Genomic DNA, 20,235 nt, shown 5'->3' with positions numbered 1-20,235 from the left:
TGTTGGGTTGCTCGTGGAAGGGGAACTGGTGAATGCGTGGGGCTAGGTTCCAGGAAGCGTCAGCAGGTAGGCGGCCAGCAGCGCCATGCCGGCCAGGACGCAGAAGCCCACCTGGGTCCACAGCGGTTTGTGCTGCTGCCTGAAGGACAGTGCGCCGCCCACCAGGACACCGGCCAGGCCCATCAGGACTATCGACCACATCTAGGCGGCGTCCGTGGCAGCTGGCTTGCGAAGACCGTCCACCCAGTTGCGCAGCAACCGTGCACCGGCGTCGCCGGATTTTTCGGGGTGGAACTGCGTAGCGCAGAGCGGTCCATTCTCCACAGCGGCGATAAAGCGGGCGCCGTGCTCCGACCAGGTCACCAGAGGTGCGGTCATCCGGGGCTGGATCACGTCGAAGTCCCACTCCTGGACACCATAGGAGTGAACGAAGTAGAAGCGCTGGTCGGCAACGCCGGCGAAGAGCTTGGATCCTTCCGGTACGTCCACAGTGTTCCAGCCCATGTGCGGTACCACCTCGGCGGGAAGCAGCTCCACCTTGCCGGGCCACTCCCCCATGCCTTCGGCTTCTGTCCCGTGCTCCACTCCGGCCTCGAACAGGACCTGCAGGCCCACGCAGATTGCCAGGACCGGCCTGCCCCCGGCCACGCGCCTGCCGATCAGGCGGATGCCGTCCACGGCCTTGAGCTCACGCATAACGGTCTCGAAGGCGCCGACGCCTGGTACTACCAGGCCGTCGGCATTAAGCACGTCCTCGGGCTTGGAGCTGAGGATGACCTCGGCCCCGGCCCGCTCCAGGGCGCGCACGGCGGAGCGGACGTTTCCGGAACCATAGTCCAGGACGGTGACCGTGGGCTTGCCCTCGGGCGATACGGGCTTCTTGCCCGCGGCCGGATCGATGACGGCGCCGTCCCGGAGAATCTGGCCGCTCACAAGGCACCCTTGGTGGACGGAATCCCCTCAACACGGGGGTCGGGTTCGACCGCAGCACGCAGGGCGCGGGCGAAGGCCTTGAACTGCGCTTCCACGATGTGGTGCGGGTCGCGGCCCGCGATGACGTTCATGTGGAGGCAGATGCCGGCATGAAGGGTGATGGCCTCAAAGACGTGGCGGGTCAGGGACCCCGTGAAGTGGCCGCCGATCAGGTGGTATTCCTGCCCGGCAGGCTCGCCGCCGTGCACCAGGTAGGGGCGGCCCGAGACGTCGACCACAGCGTGCGCCAGGGCTTCATCGAGGGGCACGGTGGCCTCGCCGAACCTGCGGATCCCGGCCTTGTTGCCCAGGGCGGTGCGCAGAACTTCGCCGAACGTGATGGCGACGTCCTCCACCGTGTGGTGGACGTCAATGTGGGTGTCACCGGTGGCCTTGACCGTCATGTCAATGAGCGAGTGCTTGCACAGTGCCGTCAGCATGTGGTCGTAGAACGGGACCGTCGTATCGATGTCCGATACGCCCGTGCCGTCCAGGTTGATCTCCACGAGGACTGACGATTCACTGGTGGCACGCTCCATGCGTGCGGTCCGGGGCTCGGCAGCGTTCGATCCGGTGGAACTCATGGTCATATGTCCTTTAAGCGAAGTCAGTGGTGCGTAAGCGAAGGAGACGTGCCGGCGCGCGGGGGCGCCGATACTTCAAGTTTAGGCGGGCAGCGTGGCCTGGCTGGCCAGGATGCGTTCCAGCGATGTCAGGAACGCTGTGGTCTCCGTCTCAGTGCCCGCCGTGACACGCAGGTGGCCGGGGATGCCCACGTCACGGATCAGCACGCCGTCGTCCAGCAACCGCTGCCAGACGTCGTGCGGGTTGTGGAGGCCGCCGAAGAAGACATAGTTCGAATCGGAGGCGGCCGGCTTGAGGCCCATGCGGGTCAGCTCCGAGACGATGCGGTCGCGCTGTTCCTTGATGTCCTCGACGTCGGCCATCAGGGCAGTGCGGTGCTGGAGGGCGGCGAGGGCTGTTGCCTGGGTGATGGCCGAGAGGTGGTACGGCAGCCGCACCAGGCGGAGTGCGTCCGTAACTTCGGGGGCGGCGGCCATGTAGCCCAGGCGGGCACCCGCGAGGGCGAACGCCTTGCTCATGGTGCGGGACACAATAAGGCGTTCCCGGCCGGGCAGCAACGTGAGGGCGCTGGGCGTTCCATCGTGGGCGAACTCGTGGTACGCCTCGTCAACGATCACGATGGTCTGGCTGACCTCGCCGGCCGCGTACACAGCCTCCACAACGTCCAGGCCCAGGCCCGTGCCGGTGGGGTTGTTCGGTGAGCACAGGAAAACGATGTTGGGCTGAAGCTCTTTGACCTGCAAAGCAGCCGATTCGGCGCTGAGCCCGTAGTCATCGGCGCGCTGTCCGGTGATGTACCCGGTGTCCGTGCCGCTGGCCAGGAGCGGGTACATGGAATACGTGGGCGGGAATCCCAGGGCCGTGCGCCCGGGTCCGCCGAAAGCCTGGAGGATCTGCTGGAGGACCTCATTGGAGCCGTTGGCTGCCCAAATGTTGGTGGCATCAAGACCGTGGCCGAGGTATTCGGCCAGCGCTTCCCGGAGTTCGGTGAACTCACGGTCCGGGTAGCGGTTGAGGCCTGCCGCGGCTTCCGTCACGGCCACACTGATCGCGGCCCGGACATCCGCCGGGACTCCATGGGTGTTTTCGTTGACGTTCAGCAGGATAGGTACATCCAACTGCGGGGCACCGTACGGGGTCAGTCCGCGGAGGTTGGTCCGGAGGGGAAGTCTGTTCAGACGCTCTAGCTGGTCATTCACCTGAACAGTTTAGGTCCGAAGCAGACGGCCGGAAAATGTGACGGCCTGCGGCGGCACGCTCCAGAGACTACAGCCTCCCTACTTGGTGGGGACGAAGAGCTGCTGTCCGGGGACTACGCCGCCGGTGGAAAGGTTGTTCAACTGAGCAATATCCGCGATGACATCACGGGGATCACGCTCGGGCGCAACGATACTGGCGATGGCCCAGAGGGACTGCCCGGCCTGCACTGTGACCGAGACTGTTGGCGTCAACGACAGGTCGGCGGCAGAGTCGGCCGCCTTTGCCGGGGCGTTGAGGAAACCTGCCAGCGAAAGCAGGATTGCGGCAAGGATCACCAGCGGGATGCCGATGAGGACAATCCGGCCCCTGCGGGTCAGGCGCAGCGGCGGCAGGGATTCCGAGCGCTGCCTGGACGCCGAACCCAACGTCGACACGGGTGCGGACCACTGCCGCGAGGTGAGGTCCTGCACGGAAATGAACTGTGGACGCGAGTCCTGCGAAGCAGATATAGCTGACATGAAATGAGCCCTCCTGGACCATACTGTGCTGCCCGGCGCGCCCTCCGCGTCCACTTGCCGGTGCCGGCCTGGGCCGTCCATAAATTCGAATATTCGAATCCGCAAGCAACGAGTAGAACACATGTTCGAACTTTGCTTCTTCATTTTTAGCACTTATCAACGAATATTGTCGAGACTCGCTAGAACAAATGTTTGAAAAAGCCCTGCGGCTGGCCTACGTTTGGATCAAAGAACAACCACCTCCGTAGTTGATCAGCAGGGTCTGACAATCAACTCCGACACCAGCCCCGGGGCGTTCCAGGCACCAGCGGCCGGAGCGGATCCGGGCAACCGAAAGGCATTGGCGAACATGGCAGCACCAGCCGCCGAGGGCAAGGCGACACCGCAGCGCCGCCAGCCCCCACGGACCCCGAAGGGGCTCACCGCCCGCCAGAAGAAGATCCTTGAAACCATCCAGCGCTCGGTGAATGACAACGGCTATCCGCCGTCGATGCGTGAAATCGGTGACACCGTGGGCCTGGCGAGTTTGTCGAGCGTGACCCACCAGCTCTCACAGCTGGAGAAGCTGGGATACCTTCGCCGGGACCCCAAGCGTCCCCGCGCCATGGAAGTCCTGATGCCGTTGACGCTCGACGGCGGGTCCACAAAGTCCAATGGGACAACCAAGCCCTCAGTGCTGCAGGGCATCGGCGGAACGGTCACCGAACTGCCCTCTGCCATGGACACCGCCATGGTGCCGCTGGTGGGCCGGATCGCGGCCGGCGGGCCCATCCTTGCTGACCAGGTGGTGGAAGATGTGATGCCTCTGCCCCGGCAGCTCGTGGGCCAGGGTGAGCTGTTTATGCTGCGCGTGGCCGGCGACTCCATGGTGGATGCTGCCATCTGCGACGGCGACTGGGTGGTGGTCCGGCGCCAGGCCGACGCCTCCAACGGCGATATTGTCGCGGCCCTGCTGGACGATGAAGCCACCGTGAAGACTTTCCGTCAGCGCGATGGCCACACATGGCTGTTGCCGCAGAACACCCAGTACGAGCCCATTCTGGGCGATCACGCCACGATCATGGGCAAGGTCGTCTCGGTCCTGCGGTCGCTATAGGACGCCAGCTGGCGCTGCACGCGCTGGCCAGGACGGGCCCTGGCTTGTAGGACCCTCGCAGGTATCCGCGCGCAGTCAGGCTCCCTTCCCTGCCAGCCTTTCCAGGGCGGCGAACGCCGTCTTGCGGTCGGTGGTGGGCCAGAACGGCGGCAGCGCGGCGCGGAGGAATCCGGCGTAGCGCTCGGTGGCAAGCCGGGAATCAAGCACGGCCACCACGCCTTTGTCTCCGGTGGAACGGATCAGCCTTCCCGCGCCCTGGGCCAGGCGGATGGCCGCGTGGGTCGCCGATACCGCCATAAAGCCGTTTCCGCCGGCCTGCGCAACGGCGCGGGACCGTGCGGTCATCAGCGGGTCATCCGGCCGCGGGAACGGGATGCGGTCGATCACCACCAGCCGGCATGATCCACCCGGAACATCAACGCCCTGCCACAGGGACATGGTGCCGAACAGGCAGGTATCGGGCTCGTCCGCGAACTGCTTCACGAGGGCCGTCATGGTGGAGTCGCCCTGGCAGAGAATGCTGAGGCCAAGCCGGGGACGCATCGCTTCAGCGGCCTCCTCGGCGGCTCGGCGGGACGAAAACAGACACAGGGCGCCGCCGCCGGACGCGCGGATCAGCGCCTCGAGTTCATCGAGGGCCTCCGGCGACGCCCCGCGGCCCGGCTTGGGGAGGTGCCCTGCGACGTAGAGGATCCCCTGTTTGGGGTAGTCAAAGGGCGATCCGACATCGATCCCGCTCCAGCTGGGCGCGCCCTCTCCCACCAGTCCCAAGCCGCCGGCGGTCGGTTCAAAGGCTGAGCCGATGGCCAGGGTTGCCGAGGTCAGCACAACCGTGTGGCCGGCGAACAGCCCTTCGCGGAGCTTGCCGGCAACGCTAAGCGGCGCGATGTTGACCAGGACCGGCGCAGAGTCGTCGGGCTGCGCATAGCCCTGTTGCGGATCGAAGGAACTTGCACGGGAGAACCACACCACTTCGCGGTTATCACGGGCCACGATCAGCCGCTCACACAGCTCGAGGATCAGCATCAGGCGTGAGCGCGCGAGCTGCCGCCCGCCGTCGGCCGTTTGGCTGCCGTCCCCCTTGGAATCGGACAGTGCAGCGCGGCAGGCCTCACGCAACTGGTCCACACAATCCAGCTGTTCGTCGTTGAGGCCGTTCGGGAGCAGCCCGTTGGGCACGCCGGCCAAGGCGAGTTCCAGGTTGGCGGCCGCTGCGTTGAGGGCATCCACGGTGATGGCCGTGTGTTTCCGTGCGCCGGATGCGGCAGCGTGGACCATTGCCACGGAGAGTTGCCCCGACACCGCACCGGTGACGCGGTCCTGCAGTTCGTGGGCCTCGTCCACCACCACAACGTCGTATTCGGGAAGCACTGCCAGGCCTTCAAAGGCGCTGACGGCGAGCATGGCGTGGTTGGTCACCACAACGTCGGCCTCGGCGGCGTTGTGGCGCGCCAGTTCGCTGAAGCATTCGGCTGCCATGGGGCATTTTTGGGCCCCCAGGCATTCCATGGACGTCACCGAAACCTGCCGCCAGGCCCGGTCAGTAACGCCGGGCAGGAGTTCGTCACGGTCGCCCGTGGTGGTCTTCTCCGCCCACTCGCGCAGGCGCACCACTTCCTTGCCGAGCTGGGACGACGGCCCGCCCAATGCGGCGGCGAAATGCGGGACGCTGGTGTCTTCGCCGAGGGAGAACAGCTGGCCCTCGGCGGGTTCCTCGGAGGGGAACCCGCCTTCGAGCTTGTGCTGGCAGACATAGTTGGAGCGGCCCTTGACCAGGGCCACCTTGACCGGGCGGTCCAGGGCAGGGGTGATCGTCTTCAGGAGCCGGGGAAGGTCGCGGCCCACAATCTGGGTCTGCAGCGCAAGCGTGGCTGTGGACACCAGGGTGGGCTTGTGGCTCACGAGCGAGTGCGCAATGAGCGGAATCAGGTAGGCCAGCGACTTTCCGGTCCCCGTTCCGGCCTGAACCAGGAGGTGGTCGCCGGTTTCGATGGCCCTGGCCACCTGCCTGGCCATCTCGTGCTGCCCGCTGCGGCTTTGACCGCCCATGCCGGCCACGGCGCGGTCGAGCAGTTCGATCACGAACTGTTCGCCGGCCGTACCTTTGATTTCCCCCGCCACAACTTCAGTCATGGTTGATGAAGGATTCCAGTTCAGCCGCAAGGCCCTCACGCACCATCACCAAAGCGCGGGTACCGTGCTCGCCGTGATCCAGGCTCAGGATCTCGGCATCGGTCTCGTGCAGTTTGCTGATCAGGTCACCGCGATCGTAGGGAATCAGGAGCTCCAGCTTCACGCCGGGCCGCGGAATCCCGTCACTGATGGCCCGCAGCAGTTCGGCGATCCCCTGGCCGGTGCGGGCCGAGACCACGACGTGGCGCGGCTCGCGCTGCTTGAGGCGCTCCACCACAAACGGATCAGCGGCATCGGCCTTGTTCAGGACAATGATCTCTGGCACCTTGCGGGCATCCACTTCGCTGAAGACCTTGCGGACAGCAGCAATCTGGCCCTCGGGGTCCGGGTGGGACACGTCCACCACGTGCAGGATCAGATCCGCGTCAGCCACTTCCTCCAACGTGGAGCGGAAAGCCTCCACCAACTGCGTGGGCAGCGACCGGACAAAACCCACGGTGTCCGCGAGGGTGTACCCGAGGCCGTCGGAGGTCTCGGCCTTTCGCACGGTGGGATCCAGTGTGGCGAACAGTGCGTTCTCCACCAGCACGCCGGCGTCGGTCAGCCTGTTCAGCAGCGATGACTTCCCGGCGTTGGTGTACCCGGCAATCGCAACCGAGGGCACTGAATTACGACGGCGGTTGGCCCGTTTGGTTTCCCGTGCCGGCTTCATTGCCGCGATCTCGCGCCGTAGCTTGGCCATGCGGGTCCGGATCCGGCGGCGGTCCAGTTCGATTTTTGTTTCACCCGGTCCGCGCGAACCCATGCCTGCGCCAGCGCCGCCCACCTGGCCACCGGCCTGGCGGGACATCGATTCACCCCAGCCACGCAGGCGTGGCAGGAGGTATTCGAGCTGCGCCAGTTCCACTTGGGCCTTGCCTTCACGGCTCTTGGCGTGCTGGGCAAAGATGTCCAGGATCAGGGCCGTGCGGTCAATGACTTTGACCTTGACAATGTCCTCAAGGCTACGCCTCTGGGACGGTGCCAGTTCGGCATCAACCACAACGGTGTCAGCCCCGGTGGCCATCACGATTTCCTTGAGCTCAAGGGCCTTTCCGGAACCCAGGAACGTGCCCGGGTCCGGTTTGGCACGGCGCTGCACCATCCCGTCCAGGACTTCCGAGCCTGCTGTTTCGGCGAGGGCGGCGAGCTCACGCAGGGAATTCTCCGCGTCCGCCAAGGTACCTTCGGACCATAGCCCGGCCAGGACCACACGTTCGAGCCGCAGTTGCCGGTATTCAACTTCGGTGACGTCTTCGAGTTCAGTGGACAGCCCGGCCACGCGCTTCAGTGCCCGGCGTTCCTCCCGGTCCTGCTGGTCGCCGTCGTAGCTGGTGTGTTCGTCGTCCAAGCGGGAGATCGCCTGAGCCCTGCCGAACACGCCCTTGTCACCGTCTGCGGCGGTGACGTTCCTGGCCGGTACGTCCTTGGCGAGAATCCGGTCAATGACAGCTTGGATCTCCTCGGGACTCATGTCCTGGGCTGCTGGATCTGAACCGGGGTTGGGCTGGCTGGTCATGGTCTCCTTTGAAGTTTCGGCATTTTCAGAATAGTGCCGATCGTTGTTCAGTGGTGAAGTATTCGCGCTGGGCTGACGGCTTGCAGTCATCCGGGCCTCCTGGTCTGCTGCGCGCCGGTCAGGACCGGGCCGCGCAGGGAGTCTTCGCATCCGGGGATACGTGGAGTGGTGGAAAGCGCGGGCAAAACAGCAAGGACCGGCGGCGGCAGATCGCTCGAGGATTGCCCGGCGGCATACCAGATACGGAAGACCTGGCATGTGGCGCACTCGCGGAAGGTTAATACCTGCATCGCTGCGGGGCACGGCTTCGGAACAGGCGGCGTCCGGGAGGGACACCGGCCGTGCCGGCTACTCGAAGATCAAGAACATGGGTTCAAGATTAGCAGAAGCGGTGCCCGCGGTTTCGCATTGTCCACCCCGGCCAACTAATCTGGCCAGTTATGGAGTCCGCACATTATTTCAGCGCATCGCCCGCCGGGCCGTTCACCCGCAAGCCGCTCACCGTGGAACTGGCCGGCCAGACGCGCACGCTGCAGACGTCCGGCGGCATCTTCAGCCCCGACGGCATCGACAAGGGGACGGCGGTGCTCCTGGCCGAGGTGCCGGCCCCGGACCCCACAGGCAACCTCCTTGACATCGGCTGTGGATGGGGGCCCATTGCCCTGACCCTCGCATTGCGGGCGCAACACGCCAAGGTCTACGCCGTGGACGTCAACGAACGCTGCATCACGCTGACCAACGAGAATGCGGCCCTGCTGGGCCTGGGCAACGTGCTGGCCAGCACGCCGGAGGCGGTGGACCCGGACCTGCGCTTCGACACGATCTGGTCCAATCCGCCAATCCGGATCGGCAAAGATGAACTCCACAGCCTCCTGAAGCTGTGGCTGCCCCGGCTGGCGCCGGGCGGCTCCGCATGGCTGGTGGTCCAAAAAAACCTGGGCTCGGATTCTCTTCAGCGCTGGCTCGCGACGGAACTGGATGCATCCTTCGCCGTGAGCCGGGAGTCCACGTCCAAGTCCTTCCGCATCCTTCGGGTCAGGAAAGCGTCCCAGTAGCCACAATTACGGCGGGCCCGCTGAGCTCGACGTGCTCGTGCCCGCCCGCCCCGGCGAAGAACTTGACCCCGACGACGCCGCCCGGCACGTTGACCTGCCAGGAGTCCGGTGCTTCCGCCCCGGCCCAGTGCCGGATGGCCACTGCGGCGGCGCACGCCCCTGTTCCACAGGACTGGGTCTCGCCCACACCCCGCTCATGGACGCGCATGGTGATGGTGCCGATCCCGTTGTGGACCAGCGGTTCGGCAGGCACGACGAATTCAACGTTGGTTCCATTGGCCGGCACCGGATCGACCTTCGGAGCAGTGTAGAGCCTGGTGGCTTCCAATTCGGACAGTTCAGCCAGTGCCACCACGGTGTGCGGGTTGCCCATGCTCACTGACAGGGCCGGGCGGGGCACTTCCAGGCCGTCTGCGGTTACCAGCGAGTCCATGGCTTTCGCCGTCGCGTCGCCGGGGAAAATGAATTTCCACGGCCCCATGTCCACCGCATAGCTGTCCCCTGTCCGGACCACGGTCTTGACGCCGCCGCGAGTCCCGATGGTGAGCGCGCCGCCGTCGGGCAGGTCAACCAAGCCCTCGGCACGCAGGAAGTGCACAAATACGCGGACCCCGTTGCCGCACATTTCCGAGAGCGACCCGTCGCCGTTGCGGTAGTCCATGAACCATTCGGCCTCGGGGCTGCTCAGCAACAGCTCGCGGCCTTCGGAGAGGTACCGGGACGGGACGGCCCGGATCAGTCCGTCGCCGCCGATCCCGCGGTGGCGGTCGCAGAGGGCGGCTACCTGGCCGGCGTCGATGGTGTGGACGCCGTCGGGGTCGGCGACCAGCACAAAGTCGTTGCCGGTGCCGTGTCCCTTGGAGAAGCGGAGTCCGCCCAAGGTGCGGAAGACGGGCTCTGTGGTCTCTGCGGGAGTTGCGTCCATGGTCCTAGATTACCGGCTGAGAGCCACGGCCTGGGCCGCAAGATCCGGCGCCTCCCAGTCCAGCCAAGTGATGCGGGGATCGGCGCGGAACCACGTGAGCTGGCGTCTGGCGAACTGCCGGGTGGCCACAATGGTGTCCTCGGCTGCCTCGGCAACTGTTGAGCCGCCGTCGAGCACTCTCAGGAACTGTGCATAGCCCAGGGCCCGCGGCGCAGTTTTGCCGCCGCGGAGACCCGCCGCGTCCAGCCGGCGCACTTCCCCCAACAGCCCCTGGTCCACCATGTTGTGGACCCGCAGTGCCAGCCGTTCACGGAGGACGTCGCGGTCCACCGCAAGGCCGATCTGGACGGCAGGCTGGAAATACTCCCGCTGGGGCATAAAGGAACTGAAGGGCCGGCCGGTGAGCTGATGGACTTCGAGCGCCCTGATGATGCGGCGCGCATCGGAGACACGGCCCGCGGACACCGGGTCCACGTCCCGGAGCCGCGCCAGGAGGGCATCCTGGCCGGCTTCAGCGAGCTCAGCCTCGAGCCGCTGCCGGAGGACAGGATCCGTGCCGGGGAATTCGAGGACGTCGAGGGCAGCCCGCACGTAGAGACCCGAACCGCCCGCCAGAATGGCGCGTTTGCCGCGCGCGTGGATGTCGCTGACGATGCTCCGGGCCTGCTGTTGGAAGTCTGAAACGCTGGCCTCCTCCGTGACGTCCAGGATGTCCAGAAGGTGGTGGGGAACGCCCTTGCGCTCTGCCGGCGTGATCTTGGCGGTGCCTATGTCCATCCCGCGATAGAACTGCATGGCGTCGGCATTGATGACCTCGCCGTCCAGCTCCAGGGCAAGGTTCACGGCTAGATCGGACTTACCTGACCCCGTGGGACCAACAACAGCAATAACCGGAGGCTGGACCACCGGTCAGCGGCTCCGTACCGGCAGCGTGGGCATCCCCAGCGAGACTCCGGTGCGGCCAGCGCCGCCTGCGGCAGCCGGCACGGGAGCGCCGCACGAATCTGCCTGCGACCTGTCCCAGGCGTCCCCCGCGCGGGAACGCCGCAGGCTGTAGTCCTGCAACGACGGGTCGGCCACGAGGTGGAAGGCTGCGGCTTCGGTGATTGTGACGGTGACCAGGTCCCCCGGACGCGGCACCTCTGCCCCCTCGGGAACGGAGAAGTGCACCAGCCGCTGGTCCTGGGACCGGCCCGACAGCCGGTGGGTTTCTTCGGACTTGCGCCCTGAGTGGGCGGTGACCATCACCTCTACCCGGCGGCCAAGCTGCGTGGCGTTTTCCTCGGCGGCGATCCTGTCCTGCAGTGCGGTCAGGCGTTCAAATCGCTCCTGGACCACGGCCTTGGGAAGCTGGTCCGGCAAGTCTGCGGCGGGAGTACCCGGACGCTTCGAGTACTGGAAGGTGAAAGCCGTGGCGAAGCGCGACTGCTCCACAACGTCAAGGGTGGCCTGGAAGTCTTCCTCGGTTTCGCCGGGGAAGCCGACAATGATGTCAGTGGAGATGGCGGCGTGCGGGATCTTCTCGCGGACCTTGTCCAGGATGCCTAAAAACTTGGTGGAGCGGTAGGACCGTTTCATGTCCTTCAGGACTTTGTCGGACCCGGACTGCAGCGGCATGTGCAGCTGCGGCATCACGTTGGGGGTTTCGGCCATGGCGTCTATGACATCGTCGGTGAACGCGGCGGGGTGGGGGCTGGTGAAGCGGACCCGTTCCAGGCCTTTGATTTCGCCGCACGCGCGCAGGAGTTTGGAGAACGCCTGCCGGTCGCCGAACTCCACACCGTATGAGTTCACGTTCTGACCCAGCAGGGTGACTTCGATGGCGCCGTCATCCACCAGGGCCTGGATTTCAGCCAGGATGTCGCCCGGGCGGCGGTCCTTTTCCTTCCCGCGCAGGGCCGGGACGATGCAGAACGTGCAGGTGTTGTTGCAGCCGACCGAGATGGAAACCCAGCCGGAATAGACCGAGTCACGCTTGGTGGGCAGCGTGGAGGGGAAGACGTCCAGGGATTCGAGGATCTCCAGCTGGGCTTCGTTGTTGTGCCGGGCCCGGTCCAACAGTGCCGGAAGGGCTCCGACGTTGTGGGTGCCGAAGACAGCATCCACCCAGGGAGCCTTCTTGAGGATGGTCTCGCGGTCCTTCTGGGCCAGGCAGCCGCCCACGGCGATCTGCATCCCGGGGTTGGCGGCCTTGACGGACGCCAGCATGCCCAGGTTGCCGTAGAGCTTGTTGTCCGCATTTTCCCGAACGGCGCAGGTGTTGAATACCACGACGTCGGCCTGCTCACCGCTGGCCGGTACGTAGCCCGCGTCTTCGAGCATGCCGGCCATCCGCTCCGAATCATGCACGTTCATCTGGCAGCCGAAGGTGCGCACCTGATAGGTACGGGGCTGCTGGAGGGCTGGGTCGGCTAACGGGGCGGTACCGGATGCGGGGGAAGGAATGGTCAAACTCACCTGTTAAGGGTACCGGGTCGCTACGGTTGTGGGATCGCTCAGGTTGCCGTATCGGCTGGGGCACCGCTTCACCGGGCCTACAGATGCAGCGGGCTGTCCGGTGGCTCTGCCTGGCTATCCGCACGTGCGTCGAGCACCTCTCCGACGATCCGGAACGCCTGCGACGGCTGATAGCCCTTGCGGGCCAGCATTGACGCCAGCCGCCGGGTGATCTTGTCCCGCTCAGCACGGTCCGACAAATCCGTGCCTGCCCGGAGCTTCCGCTCCACCAGGAGCCGGGCAGACACTTCCTCGTCCGCGTCGGAAAGCTGTTCCAGCGCGGCGGCAGCGGTGTCTGCGTCAATTCCTTTGTCCGCCAGTTCGCGCCGGAGGGCCCCCTTGGCGAGCTTCCGGGACTGCGACCGGCTGCGCACCCACATGTCGGCGAACTCGGCATCGTCAATGAGGCGGACCTCCTGGAAGCGGTCCAGGACGGCTTCCGCCACATCCTCCGGAATGTTCCGCTCGGCCAGTTTCCTAGCCAGCTGCAGCCGGCTCTTGGCCGAACTGGTCAGCTGCCGGAGCACGATGGCCCGCGCGACGGACGCTGGATCCGCTTCGGCGCCTGGGTTTGCGTCGGTGTCTCCGGCGATGGCAGCATCCGGATCGGGTCCGTCCGGCCCGAAGCCGGGGCGTCCGCCCCGTCTCCGCTGCCGTCGCCCCGATCCGGTGTCCTGCCCGGCCGCACGCCATCCGGCGCTCTGCCCGGCCCTCACGTCAGGGGCGTCCCTAGAAGCCGTCAACAGCCTTCAGCTTCGGTGTGTCTTTGGCATCGGCTTCGGCGGGCTTGACTACCCCCACACCAAGCTTCTCCTTGATCAGGCGCTCCAGTTCGGTCGCCAGCTCGGGGTTGTCGCGCAGGAACCGGCGGGAGTTCTCCATTCCTTGGCCCAGCTGGTCGCCGTCGTACGTGAACCACGAGCCCGACTTCTTGATGATGCCGTGCTCAACGCCCATGTCGATGATGCCGCCCTCGCGGGAAATGCCCTGGCCATAGATGATGTCGAATTCGGCGATCTTGAAGGGCGGGGCCATCTTGTTCTTGACGATCTTGGCCTTGGTGCGGTTACCGACGGAGTCGGCGCCTTCCTTGAGCGTCTGGATCCGACGGACGTCGATGCGGATGGACGCGTAGAACTTAAGGGCCTTACCGCCGGTGGTGGTCTCCGGGGAACCGAAGAACACGCCGATCTTTTCACGGAGCTGGTTGATGAAGATGGCGGTGGTTTTGGTCTGGCTCAGGCGGCCGGTGATCTTACGCAGCGCCTGGCTCATGAGGCGTGCCTGCAGACCCACGTGGCTGTCGCCCATGTCGCCCTCGATTTCCGCACGCGGCACCAGGGCAGCAACGGAGTCGATGACGATGACGTCCAGCGAGCCGGAGCCGATCAGCATGTCCATGATTTCCAGGGCCTGCTCGCCTGTATCCGGCTGCGAGACCAGCAGGGCGTCCGTATCCACGCCCAGCCTGGCGGCGTACTCGGGGTCCAAGGCGTGCTCGGCATCGATGAAGGCGGCAATGCCGCCCAGGCGCTGCGCGTTGGCAACGGCGTGCAGGGCCACGGTGGTCTTACCCGAAGATTCCGGGCCGTAGATCTCCACGACGCGGCCGCGGGGCAGGCCGCCAATTCCCAAGGCCACGTCCAACGCGATGGATCCGGTGGGGATGACCTCGATGGGGGCACGGACCTCATCGCCCAGTCGCATGACCGAGCCCTTGCCGAACTGCTTGTCAATCTGTGCCAGCGCTGCGTCGAGCGCCTTTTGACGATCCGGGGCTGCCGCCATGGTTCACACCTCTAATGCTTTCTCGCTTTGGAGTGGCCTCAGCGGCCATTTCTTGGTCATCTCTGACGCTAATGGCACCCGCTGACATTCTGGCCGGATGACATCGCCTATGTGGATAACCCACTACGAAAAAGCATAGCTTTACCCGAACAGATATTCGAACAGATCCGGCGGCGTGTCAGCGCAGAAAGGGCGCACGTGAGCCTGGGGAACGCTATCCGGTTGGTGGCAGCGTCAGTCGCGCAGGGGTTTGACGTCGCGTCCCAGGCGCCGCTCCGGCGGCACATCCTGGACATCGCAGATGGCCAGCCACACCTGCCGGGGGCTCATTCCGGCCGCGAGGGCCTGGTCGGCGGTTCGCCCGCCGGCCCCGGCCAGGACCAAGGTGCTGCTCAAGACCCGGGAGTAGCCAGCCCCGAATTCGTCGTCCATAAGCCGCCAATAGTCACTGATCCGCACCAATAGAGTCTCTCACGGTCCCGGACCCTAGAATTGTTGCCATGAGCAACCCTGCCGACGGCCCTCCTGCGACAGGCCTTCCCGAAACCGGCCTTCCGGCGACGTCCCCCGCGGCGACAGGTACCGACAAGGACACCGTCGATGAGGCCCTGAACACCGTGGAACACCAAATCAGTCTCTTTTGGCGGCGCGCCCGGTCGGTGTCCCATCAGCTTTCGCGGCAGGTGCACCCGGACATGGAACCGGCGGCCTACGGCCTGCTTTCGGTCATCCGGCGCGAGGGACCCATCCGGTTGACAGACCTTGCCCTGAACATCGGCGTGGGCAAGCCATCCGTCAGCCGCCAGATCGCTTTCCTGGAAAGCATCGGGCTGGTGTTCAAGGAAGCTGACCCCCTGGACGGAAGGGCGCAGTCAATCCGCCTCACCGAAAAGGGCGAGGAAAAGATGCATCAGGTCCAGGATGCGCGCCGCCAGGATTTCCGTGAGCGGCTCGGTGAGTGGCCGGTCGGGGAACTGCAGACCCTCGCCGAATACATGGCAAAGCTCAACTCCCTCTTTGAGCTCGACGGTTTCGCGAAGGACCCGTCCGCCGGCGACACGGCAAAATAGCCGCCACACGCAGCAAAGCCTCCGGCCAATGGCCGGAGGCTTTGCTGTACTCCTGTCTGGCTCCTGCGGACGGCTTACCGTGCGCCGGAAAGCAGGCCCTTGGACAGTTCGTTGTTGAGTTCAGCGTTCAGATCACGATCAAGGTCGCGGCCGTAGCGCTGTGAGAATTCCTGGGGAACGGTGTCCGGAACGGCTACGCCCTCGGCGACGGCGACACGGTCGCTGACTTCCCTGAGCATGCTGGACAGCGGCACGTCCAGGGCTGAGCAGATTGAGGAGAGGAGCTCTGATGAAGCTTCCTTCTGGCCGCGCTCTACTTCGCTGAGGTAGCCCAAGGAAACACGGGCACTGTGCGAAACTTCGCGGAGCGTGCGTCCCTGGCGCTGGCGTACATCGCGCAGGACATCACCGATTTCGTGACGAAGTACAACCATCTTGCGCTCCTTCTGTTCGCTCTTGGCCTGATCGGCGAGGCCCACATCCTTCCAGCGGACAACGCCGTTTATGGATACGGGCTGCTTTACCATCTGTATCGCCTTGCTCCCTCATAAGTGCGGTCCGCCGTGGAGCGAACCGTGGTGGTTTATTCATCCTAGGCGCCTCCGCTATCCGGAAGCGACACAATGTAATAACTAATGGACGCCGGGATTTGTTCCCGGCAACTTTACGCCCGGTAGCTTCAGGAAGATAGGGCCGCGATCAGGCTTTCCAACGCGGCACCGCAAGCCTGTCCGCGGATCTCTGCCCGGTTACCCGTGAAGCCGTACTCGAGGTAGGACGCACCGGCCGCTGTGGCAATCCCGATGAACACCGTCCCCACCGCTTTGCCGTCATGTTCCTCCGGGCCGGCTACCCCCGTGGTGGCGACGCCGAGGTCGGCGCCTAGCGCGGTCCTGGCCCCTGCCGCCATGGCCGCTGCGACAGCACCGTCAACGGATCCGGCGGCGGCCAGCAGCTCTGCCGGAACACCCAGGACGTCCACTTTGACGGAGTTCTGGTAGGCCACCACACCGCCTTGGAGCATGCCTGAGGCTCCGGCTGTGTCGGCGAGGACGGCGCTGACCATTCCCGCAGTGAGCGATTCCGCGGTCGCGACGGTGCGGCCCGTTTCCAGGGCCATTTTGACTGTCTGTTCCGCCAGGTGGTGAAGGTTGGTCACATCGGCTCCCTAGTTGCCAGCTGTAGTTTTTCCGGCCCGTTTGCCCTGTGACCGGATGCGCAGGGCTTCAATGACGTATTCGACGCCGGTCCATACCGTGATCAGGACAGCCACGATCATGACGGCGAAAGCCACCCAGACAAGCCACGGCGCCAGCGCGCCGAGGGGCAGGAGATACAGGAAGATCGCTGCCGTCTGAACGACAGTCTTGAGCTTGCCCCCGCGCGAGGCCGGGATGACACCGTACCGGATGACAAAGAAACGAAGGGCGGTGATGCCCCATTCCCTGACGAGGATGACGATGGTGACCCACCACGGCAGTTCATTCAGGATGGACAGCATCACCAGGGCTGAGCCGATGAGGAGCTTGTCGGCGATGGGGTCGGCAATTTTGCCGAAATTGGTGACGAGGCCGCGGCTCCTGGCGATGTCGCCGTCGAGCTTGTCGGTGTAGATGGCGACGGCGAACGCCACCACCGCGGCCCAGCGCCACGGCCCGGACTCGCTGTCCAGCCCGGGGGCATCGGCGAGGAGGAACCAGACGAAGAACGGCACCAGGGCGATGCGCAGCATGGTCAGGATGTTGGGAAGATTCCAGATTCCTGGGCTGCTGGAGCCGGCGGCAGTTGCTTCGGTGCTAGTCACACTCCTAGGCTACCGTCCGGTGAGTGACCAAGCGTCTTCGGAACCGTCCTCGTCGTCGCCCGAGGTGCCGTCGGCGCCGTCGAAGTACTCAACCTTCTGGTTGCGCTGGTCCAGGTCCGCCTGCACGAGGTCCTCCGCATAACCGCCCTGGGCAATGTTGGCGTTGGCGTTGTCGCTGAGCGCTGCCGTCTGTGAATCAGCAACGGCCGGCGCGTCCTGGCCCTTCATGGCTGCCAGCACGGACGCGAGGTCGTCCGGCTTCACCAGGACGTCGCGTGCCTTGGACCCTTCGGAGGGGCCAACCACTCCCCTGGACTCCAGGAGGTCCATTAGCCGTCCGGCCTTGGCGAAGCCCACCCGGAGCTTGCGCTGGAGCATCGACGTCGAACCGAATTGTGTGGTGACCACCAGTTCGGTAGCCGAAAGCAGCACTTCGAGGTCGTCCCCGATATCGTCGTCGATCTGCTTTTTTGGCGCTTCGGGGGCGACATCGTGGCGGTAGTCGACCTTGAGCTGGCCCTTGACGTGTTCCACCACCTTGTGGATTTCAGACTCCGTGACCCAGGCGCCCTGGACACGCATGGCCTTGGAGGCACCCATCGGCAGGAACAGCGCATCACCCTGGCCGATGAGCTTTTCGGCCCCGGGCTGGTCAAGGACCACGCGGGAGTCCGTGACGGAGGACGTGGCGAAGGCCATCCGGGAAGGCACGTTGGCCTTGATCAGGCCGGTGACGACGTCCACGGAGGGCCGCTGGGTGGCCAGGACCAGGTGGATGCCGGCGGCACGGGCCAGCTGGGTGATGCGGACGATGGAGTCTTCGACGTCGCGCGGGGCCACCATCATCAGGTCGGCGAGCTCGTCGACAATCACCAGCAGGTACGGGTAGGGCCGGATGACGCGCTTGGAGTCCACGGGAGGCTGGACCTTGCCGGCGCGGACTGCCTTGTTGAAGTCATCGATGTGCTTGAACCCGTAGTTGGCGAGGTCGTCGTAACGCGCATCCATTTCGCGGACGACCCACTGCAGGGCCTCCGCAGCCTTCTTCGGGTTGGTGATGATGGGAGTGATGAGGTGCGGGACGCCTTCGTAGGCGGTCAGTTCCACACGCTTGGGGTCCACCATGACCATGCGGACCTCGTCCGGCGTTGCCCGCATGAGGATAGACGTGATCATGGAGTTCACGAACGAGGACTTACCGGCGCCGGTGGCACCTGCGACGAGCAGGTGGGGCATTTTGGCGAGGTTCGCCACGACATAACCGCCTTCGACGTCCTTGCCGACGCCCATCACCATGGGGTGGTCGGTCCGGCGGGCGTTCTGGCTGCGGAGGACGTCACCGAGGGAGACGGTTTCGCGGTCCGTATTGGGGATCTCGATACCGATGGCGGACTTGCCCGGGATGGGGCTGAGGATCCGGACGTCGCTGGAAGCCACTGCGTAGGAGATGTTCTTGGACAGGGCGGTGACGCGCTCCACCTTGGTGCCCGGGGACAGCTCAATCTCGTACCGCGTGACGGTGGGTCCGCGGCTGAAGCCGGTGACCTGCGCTTCCACGTTGAACTGGTTGAGGGTCTCGGTCAGGGAAGCCACGATCGCGTCGTTGGCCTCCGTGCGCTCTTTGGGAATGGAGCCCGGGGTCAGAACGTCCGACGGCGGCAGGGTGTAGGTGACGTCGCCCGCCAGTGAGAGTTGCTCGGTCCGCTGCGGAATAGGAGCCGGAAGGGGCATGGGCGTGACGGGCTTGGCCGGCACCTGCGCAGCGGCGGCGGGTGCCGCGTTGAGTGAGCCCGCGGCCACCATCCCGGGTGTGACCAGCGGGATGGCCTCGGTGGCGTTGTCCTCTGCCGGAGCCTTCCCTGCAGTGCCGAGGCCCTGGGCCGCTTTGATTTTTTCGACGGCGATTTCCGCCTGGGTGGGGCGGCGCACGCCGGGAGCGGGACGCGGTCCGCGGCCCGACTTTGCGTCGGTCTCGTCGTCGTCGATGACGGCGTGCTCAAAGGCTTCGTCGCCCACATAGCCTTCCAGCCCGGCGTCGGACTCGTCGTCCTTGCCGAAGAAACGCCGCTTCTTCTTCCGCGGCGCCGGGGTTGCCTTCGATTCCTCGAGGTAGCTGCGGTCGTGGCTGTCCCCGTCGTCGCCGGGTTCCTGCAGATCCAGGCCCATCAGATGCTCATAGGCACCCCGCAGGCGGCGTGGAATGGCCCCGAAGGGGGTGGCGGTAATGATGAGCAGCGAGACGAAGGCCAGCAGGCCGTAGACCGCCACGGGCACCGCCGCGTGGATGGCCGCGAGGGGTGAGGCTGCCAGGAAGCCGAGCATGCCGCCGGCCTGGCGGAGGCCGTCGAAGCCTTCGGCAACGGTGGGCTGCCCTCCCACCACGTGGGCAAGGCCGCAGCCCGCAAAGGTCATGATGAGGAAACCGATGCCCACCCGGTTGTTTCCCCGGCCGTCGTCGGGCTGCCGGAAGAGCCGGAAGGCGCACGCAAAAAGCATCAGCGGCAAAAGCAGCGACATCCAGCCGAAGGTGCCGTTGACCACGCTGTAGACGGCGTCGGGGAACCAGCCGGTCATTCCCCACCAGGCGAAGGTGGCTATGAAGATGCCCAGGGCAAGGTTGAACAGGGCAGCGCCGTCACGGCGTTCGTCCGCCGGCAGGTCACTGACATCGGAGCCGATCCTGCGGACTCCGCCGCCGACCAGATGGCCCACGCCTAACCAGGCGCCGCCGACAACGCGCAGGAGCCAGGGCTGCCGCTGTTCGACGGCGGGAAGCTGGCGGGTGCGTGCGGTGCCCGCCGATGAACCGGCCCGGCCGCCGGTGCGGCTGGACCCTGTGGCGCCTGCACCGCGGCCCGCCGAGCTGCCGGATTTGGCGCTGGATTTGCCGCCAGTGGCGCCTCGGGGCGGGGGAGTGGTACGAGTGGCCATACGTGCCACGGTACCGGAACTGGGGCGGTTTTCCGCGGATTTCCGGCTGTTCCCGGCCTCATGTTGCGGATGGGAAAGGCCCGGTTCCACAAGAACCGGGCCTT

General features: G+C 65.5%; 20 protein-coding genes. 3 read left to right on the top strand and 17 right to left on the bottom strand.

The window, feature by feature from the left end; all coding sequences use genetic code 11:
* Window positions 1-42 precede the first annotated feature (42 nt).
* From ASG77_RS22190 to ASG77_RS06780, 5 genes are all read right to left on the bottom strand, one after another.
* Entirely contained in the window at window positions 43-201 is a 159-nt protein-coding gene (locus ASG77_RS22190; RefSeq protein ID WP_200950683.1) for a hypothetical protein, read from the bottom strand.
* Entirely contained in the window at window positions 202-933 is a 732-nt protein-coding gene (gene hisH / locus ASG77_RS06795; RefSeq protein WP_056342935.1) for an imidazole glycerol phosphate synthase subunit HisH, read from the bottom strand. It lies immediately after the preceding gene.
* A complete protein-coding gene (gene hisB, locus ASG77_RS06790) occupies window positions 930-1,556 on the bottom strand; it encodes an imidazoleglycerol-phosphate dehydratase HisB (protein WP_056343053.1) in 627 nt (208 codons plus the stop codon). Before hisB ends, hisH begins: the two co-directional genes overlap by 4 nt.
* Window positions 1,557-1,637: 81 nt before the next feature.
* Entirely contained in the window at window positions 1,638-2,756 is a 1,119-nt protein-coding gene (locus tag ASG77_RS06785) for a histidinol-phosphate transaminase (RefSeq protein ID WP_056342933.1), read from the bottom strand.
* A 78-nt stretch (window positions 2,757-2,834) separates the two neighbouring features.
* A complete protein-coding gene (locus ASG77_RS06780) occupies window positions 2,835-3,275 on the bottom strand; it encodes a LysM peptidoglycan-binding domain-containing protein (protein ID WP_156380200.1) in 441 nt (146 codons plus the stop codon).
* Between the two features lie 349 nt (window positions 3,276-3,624).
* Here ASG77_RS06780 and lexA point away from each other — a divergent pair, with 349 nt between their 5' ends.
* Complete coding sequence (lexA, locus tag ASG77_RS06775; RefSeq protein WP_056342930.1) at window positions 3,625-4,371, top strand: transcriptional repressor LexA; 747 nt, start codon at window positions 3,625-3,627, stop codon at window positions 4,369-4,371.
* 75 nt (window positions 4,372-4,446) lie between these two features.
* On the opposite strand, the gene ASG77_RS06770 is transcribed toward lexA, so the two are convergent.
* Window positions 4,447-6,504 carry an ATP-dependent DNA helicase gene (locus ASG77_RS06770; protein WP_056342927.1) on the bottom strand — a complete coding sequence of 686 codons (2,058 nt, stop codon included), beginning with the start codon at window positions 6,502-6,504 and terminating at the stop codon, window positions 4,447-4,449.
* The gene (gene hflX, locus ASG77_RS06765; RefSeq protein WP_056342924.1) at window positions 6,497-8,062 is read right to left on the bottom strand and encodes a GTPase HflX; all 1,566 of its coding nucleotides are present in this window, start codon (window positions 8,060-8,062) and stop codon (window positions 6,497-6,499) included. The genes ASG77_RS06770 and hflX overlap by 8 nt, the downstream gene beginning before the upstream one ends.
* Window positions 8,063-8,502: 440 nt before the next feature.
* On the opposite strand from hflX, the gene ASG77_RS06760 reads away from it, so the two are divergent.
* On the top strand, window positions 8,503-9,117 hold the full coding sequence (locus tag ASG77_RS06760) for a class I SAM-dependent methyltransferase (protein ID WP_056342922.1): 615 nt from the start codon (window positions 8,503-8,505) through the stop codon (window positions 9,115-9,117).
* Here the strand turns inward: ASG77_RS06760 and dapF are convergent.
* The 6 genes from dapF to ASG77_RS06730 form a co-directional block, all read right to left on the bottom strand.
* On the bottom strand, window positions 9,098-10,042 hold the full coding sequence (gene dapF, locus ASG77_RS06755; protein WP_056342919.1) for a diaminopimelate epimerase: 945 nt from the start codon (window positions 10,040-10,042) through the stop codon (window positions 9,098-9,100). The two genes, ASG77_RS06760 and dapF, sit on opposite strands and share 20 nt — an antisense overlap.
* A 9-nt stretch (window positions 10,043-10,051) precedes the next feature.
* Window positions 10,052-10,948: a tRNA (adenosine(37)-N6)-dimethylallyltransferase MiaA gene (gene miaA / locus ASG77_RS06750; RefSeq protein ID WP_056342916.1), complete on the bottom strand. Its 897-nt coding sequence runs from the start codon at window positions 10,946-10,948 to the stop codon at window positions 10,052-10,054.
* Window positions 10,949-10,951: 3 nt separating this feature from the next.
* Window positions 10,952-12,499: a tRNA (N6-isopentenyl adenosine(37)-C2)-methylthiotransferase MiaB gene (miaB, locus tag ASG77_RS06745; RefSeq protein WP_156380199.1), complete on the bottom strand. Its 1,548-nt coding sequence runs from the start codon at window positions 12,497-12,499 to the stop codon at window positions 10,952-10,954.
* Between the two features lie 77 nt (window positions 12,500-12,576).
* Complete coding sequence (locus ASG77_RS06740; protein WP_056343048.1) at window positions 12,577-13,131, bottom strand: regulatory protein RecX; 555 nt, start codon at window positions 13,129-13,131, stop codon at window positions 12,577-12,579.
* Window positions 13,132-13,267: 136 nt separating this feature from the next.
* Window positions 13,268-14,326, bottom strand: coding sequence for a recombinase RecA (recA, locus tag ASG77_RS06735; protein ID WP_056342912.1), 1,059 nt, complete (start codon window positions 14,324-14,326; stop codon window positions 13,268-13,270).
* Between the two features lie 234 nt (window positions 14,327-14,560).
* Window positions 14,561-14,785, bottom strand: a complete 225-nt coding sequence (locus ASG77_RS06730; RefSeq protein ID WP_056343046.1) for a DUF3046 domain-containing protein — start codon at window positions 14,783-14,785, stop codon at window positions 14,561-14,563.
* Between the two features lie 41 nt (window positions 14,786-14,826).
* Here ASG77_RS06730 and ASG77_RS06725 point away from each other — a divergent pair, with 41 nt between their 5' ends.
* Window positions 14,827-15,396 carry a MarR family winged helix-turn-helix transcriptional regulator gene (locus tag ASG77_RS06725; protein ID WP_056342907.1) on the top strand — a complete coding sequence of 190 codons (570 nt, stop codon included), beginning with the start codon at window positions 14,827-14,829 and terminating at the stop codon, window positions 15,394-15,396.
* A gap of 74 nt (window positions 15,397-15,470) precedes the next feature.
* Here ASG77_RS06725 and ASG77_RS06720 read toward each other — a convergent pair whose 3' ends face one another.
* The 4 genes from ASG77_RS06720 to ASG77_RS06705 form a co-directional block, all read right to left on the bottom strand.
* Window positions 15,471-15,923, bottom strand: a complete 453-nt coding sequence (locus tag ASG77_RS06720; protein WP_056342905.1) for a helix-turn-helix domain-containing protein — start codon at window positions 15,921-15,923, stop codon at window positions 15,471-15,473.
* A gap of 152 nt (window positions 15,924-16,075) precedes the next feature.
* Window positions 16,076-16,555, bottom strand: a complete 480-nt coding sequence (locus ASG77_RS06715; RefSeq protein ID WP_056342902.1) for a CinA family protein — start codon at window positions 16,553-16,555, stop codon at window positions 16,076-16,078.
* A 9-nt stretch (window positions 16,556-16,564) separates the two neighbouring features.
* Window positions 16,565-17,200 carry a CDP-diacylglycerol--glycerol-3-phosphate 3-phosphatidyltransferase gene (gene pgsA, locus ASG77_RS06710; RefSeq protein WP_056342899.1) on the bottom strand — a complete coding sequence of 212 codons (636 nt, stop codon included), beginning with the start codon at window positions 17,198-17,200 and terminating at the stop codon, window positions 16,565-16,567.
* Window positions 17,201-17,209: 9 nt separating this feature from the next.
* Entirely contained in the window at window positions 17,210-20,131 is a 2,922-nt protein-coding gene (locus ASG77_RS06705; RefSeq protein WP_056343043.1) for an FtsK/SpoIIIE family DNA translocase, read from the bottom strand.
* Between the last annotated feature and the right edge of the window lie 104 nt (window positions 20,132-20,235).

The organism is Arthrobacter sp. Soil762 (assembly GCF_001428335.1).
Classification (GTDB): Bacteria; Actinomycetota; Actinomycetes; order Actinomycetales; family Micrococcaceae; genus Arthrobacter.
This window is presented reverse-complemented; position numbering and strand designations above follow the sequence as displayed.

What these genes read in the sequence shown, in the direction of transcription:
- hisB (WP_056343053.1), bottom strand. Translation starts at nt 1,556, where the DNA reads ATGAGTTCCACCGGATCGAACGCTGCCGAGCCCCGGACCGCACGCATG.
- dapF (WP_056342919.1), bottom strand. Translation starts at nt 10,042, where the DNA reads ATGGACGCAACTCCCGCAGAGACCACAGAGCCCGTCTTCCGCACCTTG.
- lexA (WP_056342930.1), top strand. Translation starts at nt 3,625, where the DNA reads ATGGCAGCACCAGCCGCCGAGGGCAAGGCGACACCGCAGCGCCGCCAG.
- recA (WP_056342912.1), bottom strand. Translation starts at nt 14,326, where the DNA reads ATGGCGGCAGCCCCGGATCGTCAAAAGGCGCTCGACGCAGCGCTGGCA.
- ASG77_RS06770 (WP_056342927.1), bottom strand. Translation starts at nt 6,504, where the DNA reads ATGACTGAAGTTGTGGCGGGGGAAATCAAAGGTACGGCCGGCGAACAG.
- ASG77_RS22190 (WP_200950683.1), bottom strand. Translation starts at nt 201, where the DNA reads ATGTGGTCGATAGTCCTGATGGGCCTGGCCGGTGTCCTGGTGGGCGGC.
- hflX (WP_056342924.1), bottom strand. Translation starts at nt 8,062, where the DNA reads ATGACCAGCCAGCCCAACCCCGGTTCAGATCCAGCAGCCCAGGACATG.
- ASG77_RS06760 (WP_056342922.1), top strand. Translation starts at nt 8,503, where the DNA reads ATGGAGTCCGCACATTATTTCAGCGCATCGCCCGCCGGGCCGTTCACC.
- ASG77_RS06780 (WP_156380200.1), bottom strand. Translation starts at nt 3,275, where the DNA reads ATGTCAGCTATATCTGCTTCGCAGGACTCGCGTCCACAGTTCATTTCC.
- ASG77_RS06720 (WP_056342905.1), bottom strand. Translation starts at nt 15,923, where the DNA reads ATGGTAAAGCAGCCCGTATCCATAAACGGCGTTGTCCGCTGGAAGGAT.
- ASG77_RS06725 (WP_056342907.1), top strand. Translation starts at nt 14,827, where the DNA reads ATGAGCAACCCTGCCGACGGCCCTCCTGCGACAGGCCTTCCCGAAACC.
- ASG77_RS06705 (WP_056343043.1), bottom strand. Translation starts at nt 20,131, where the DNA reads ATGGCCACTCGTACCACTCCCCCGCCCCGAGGCGCCACTGGCGGCAAA.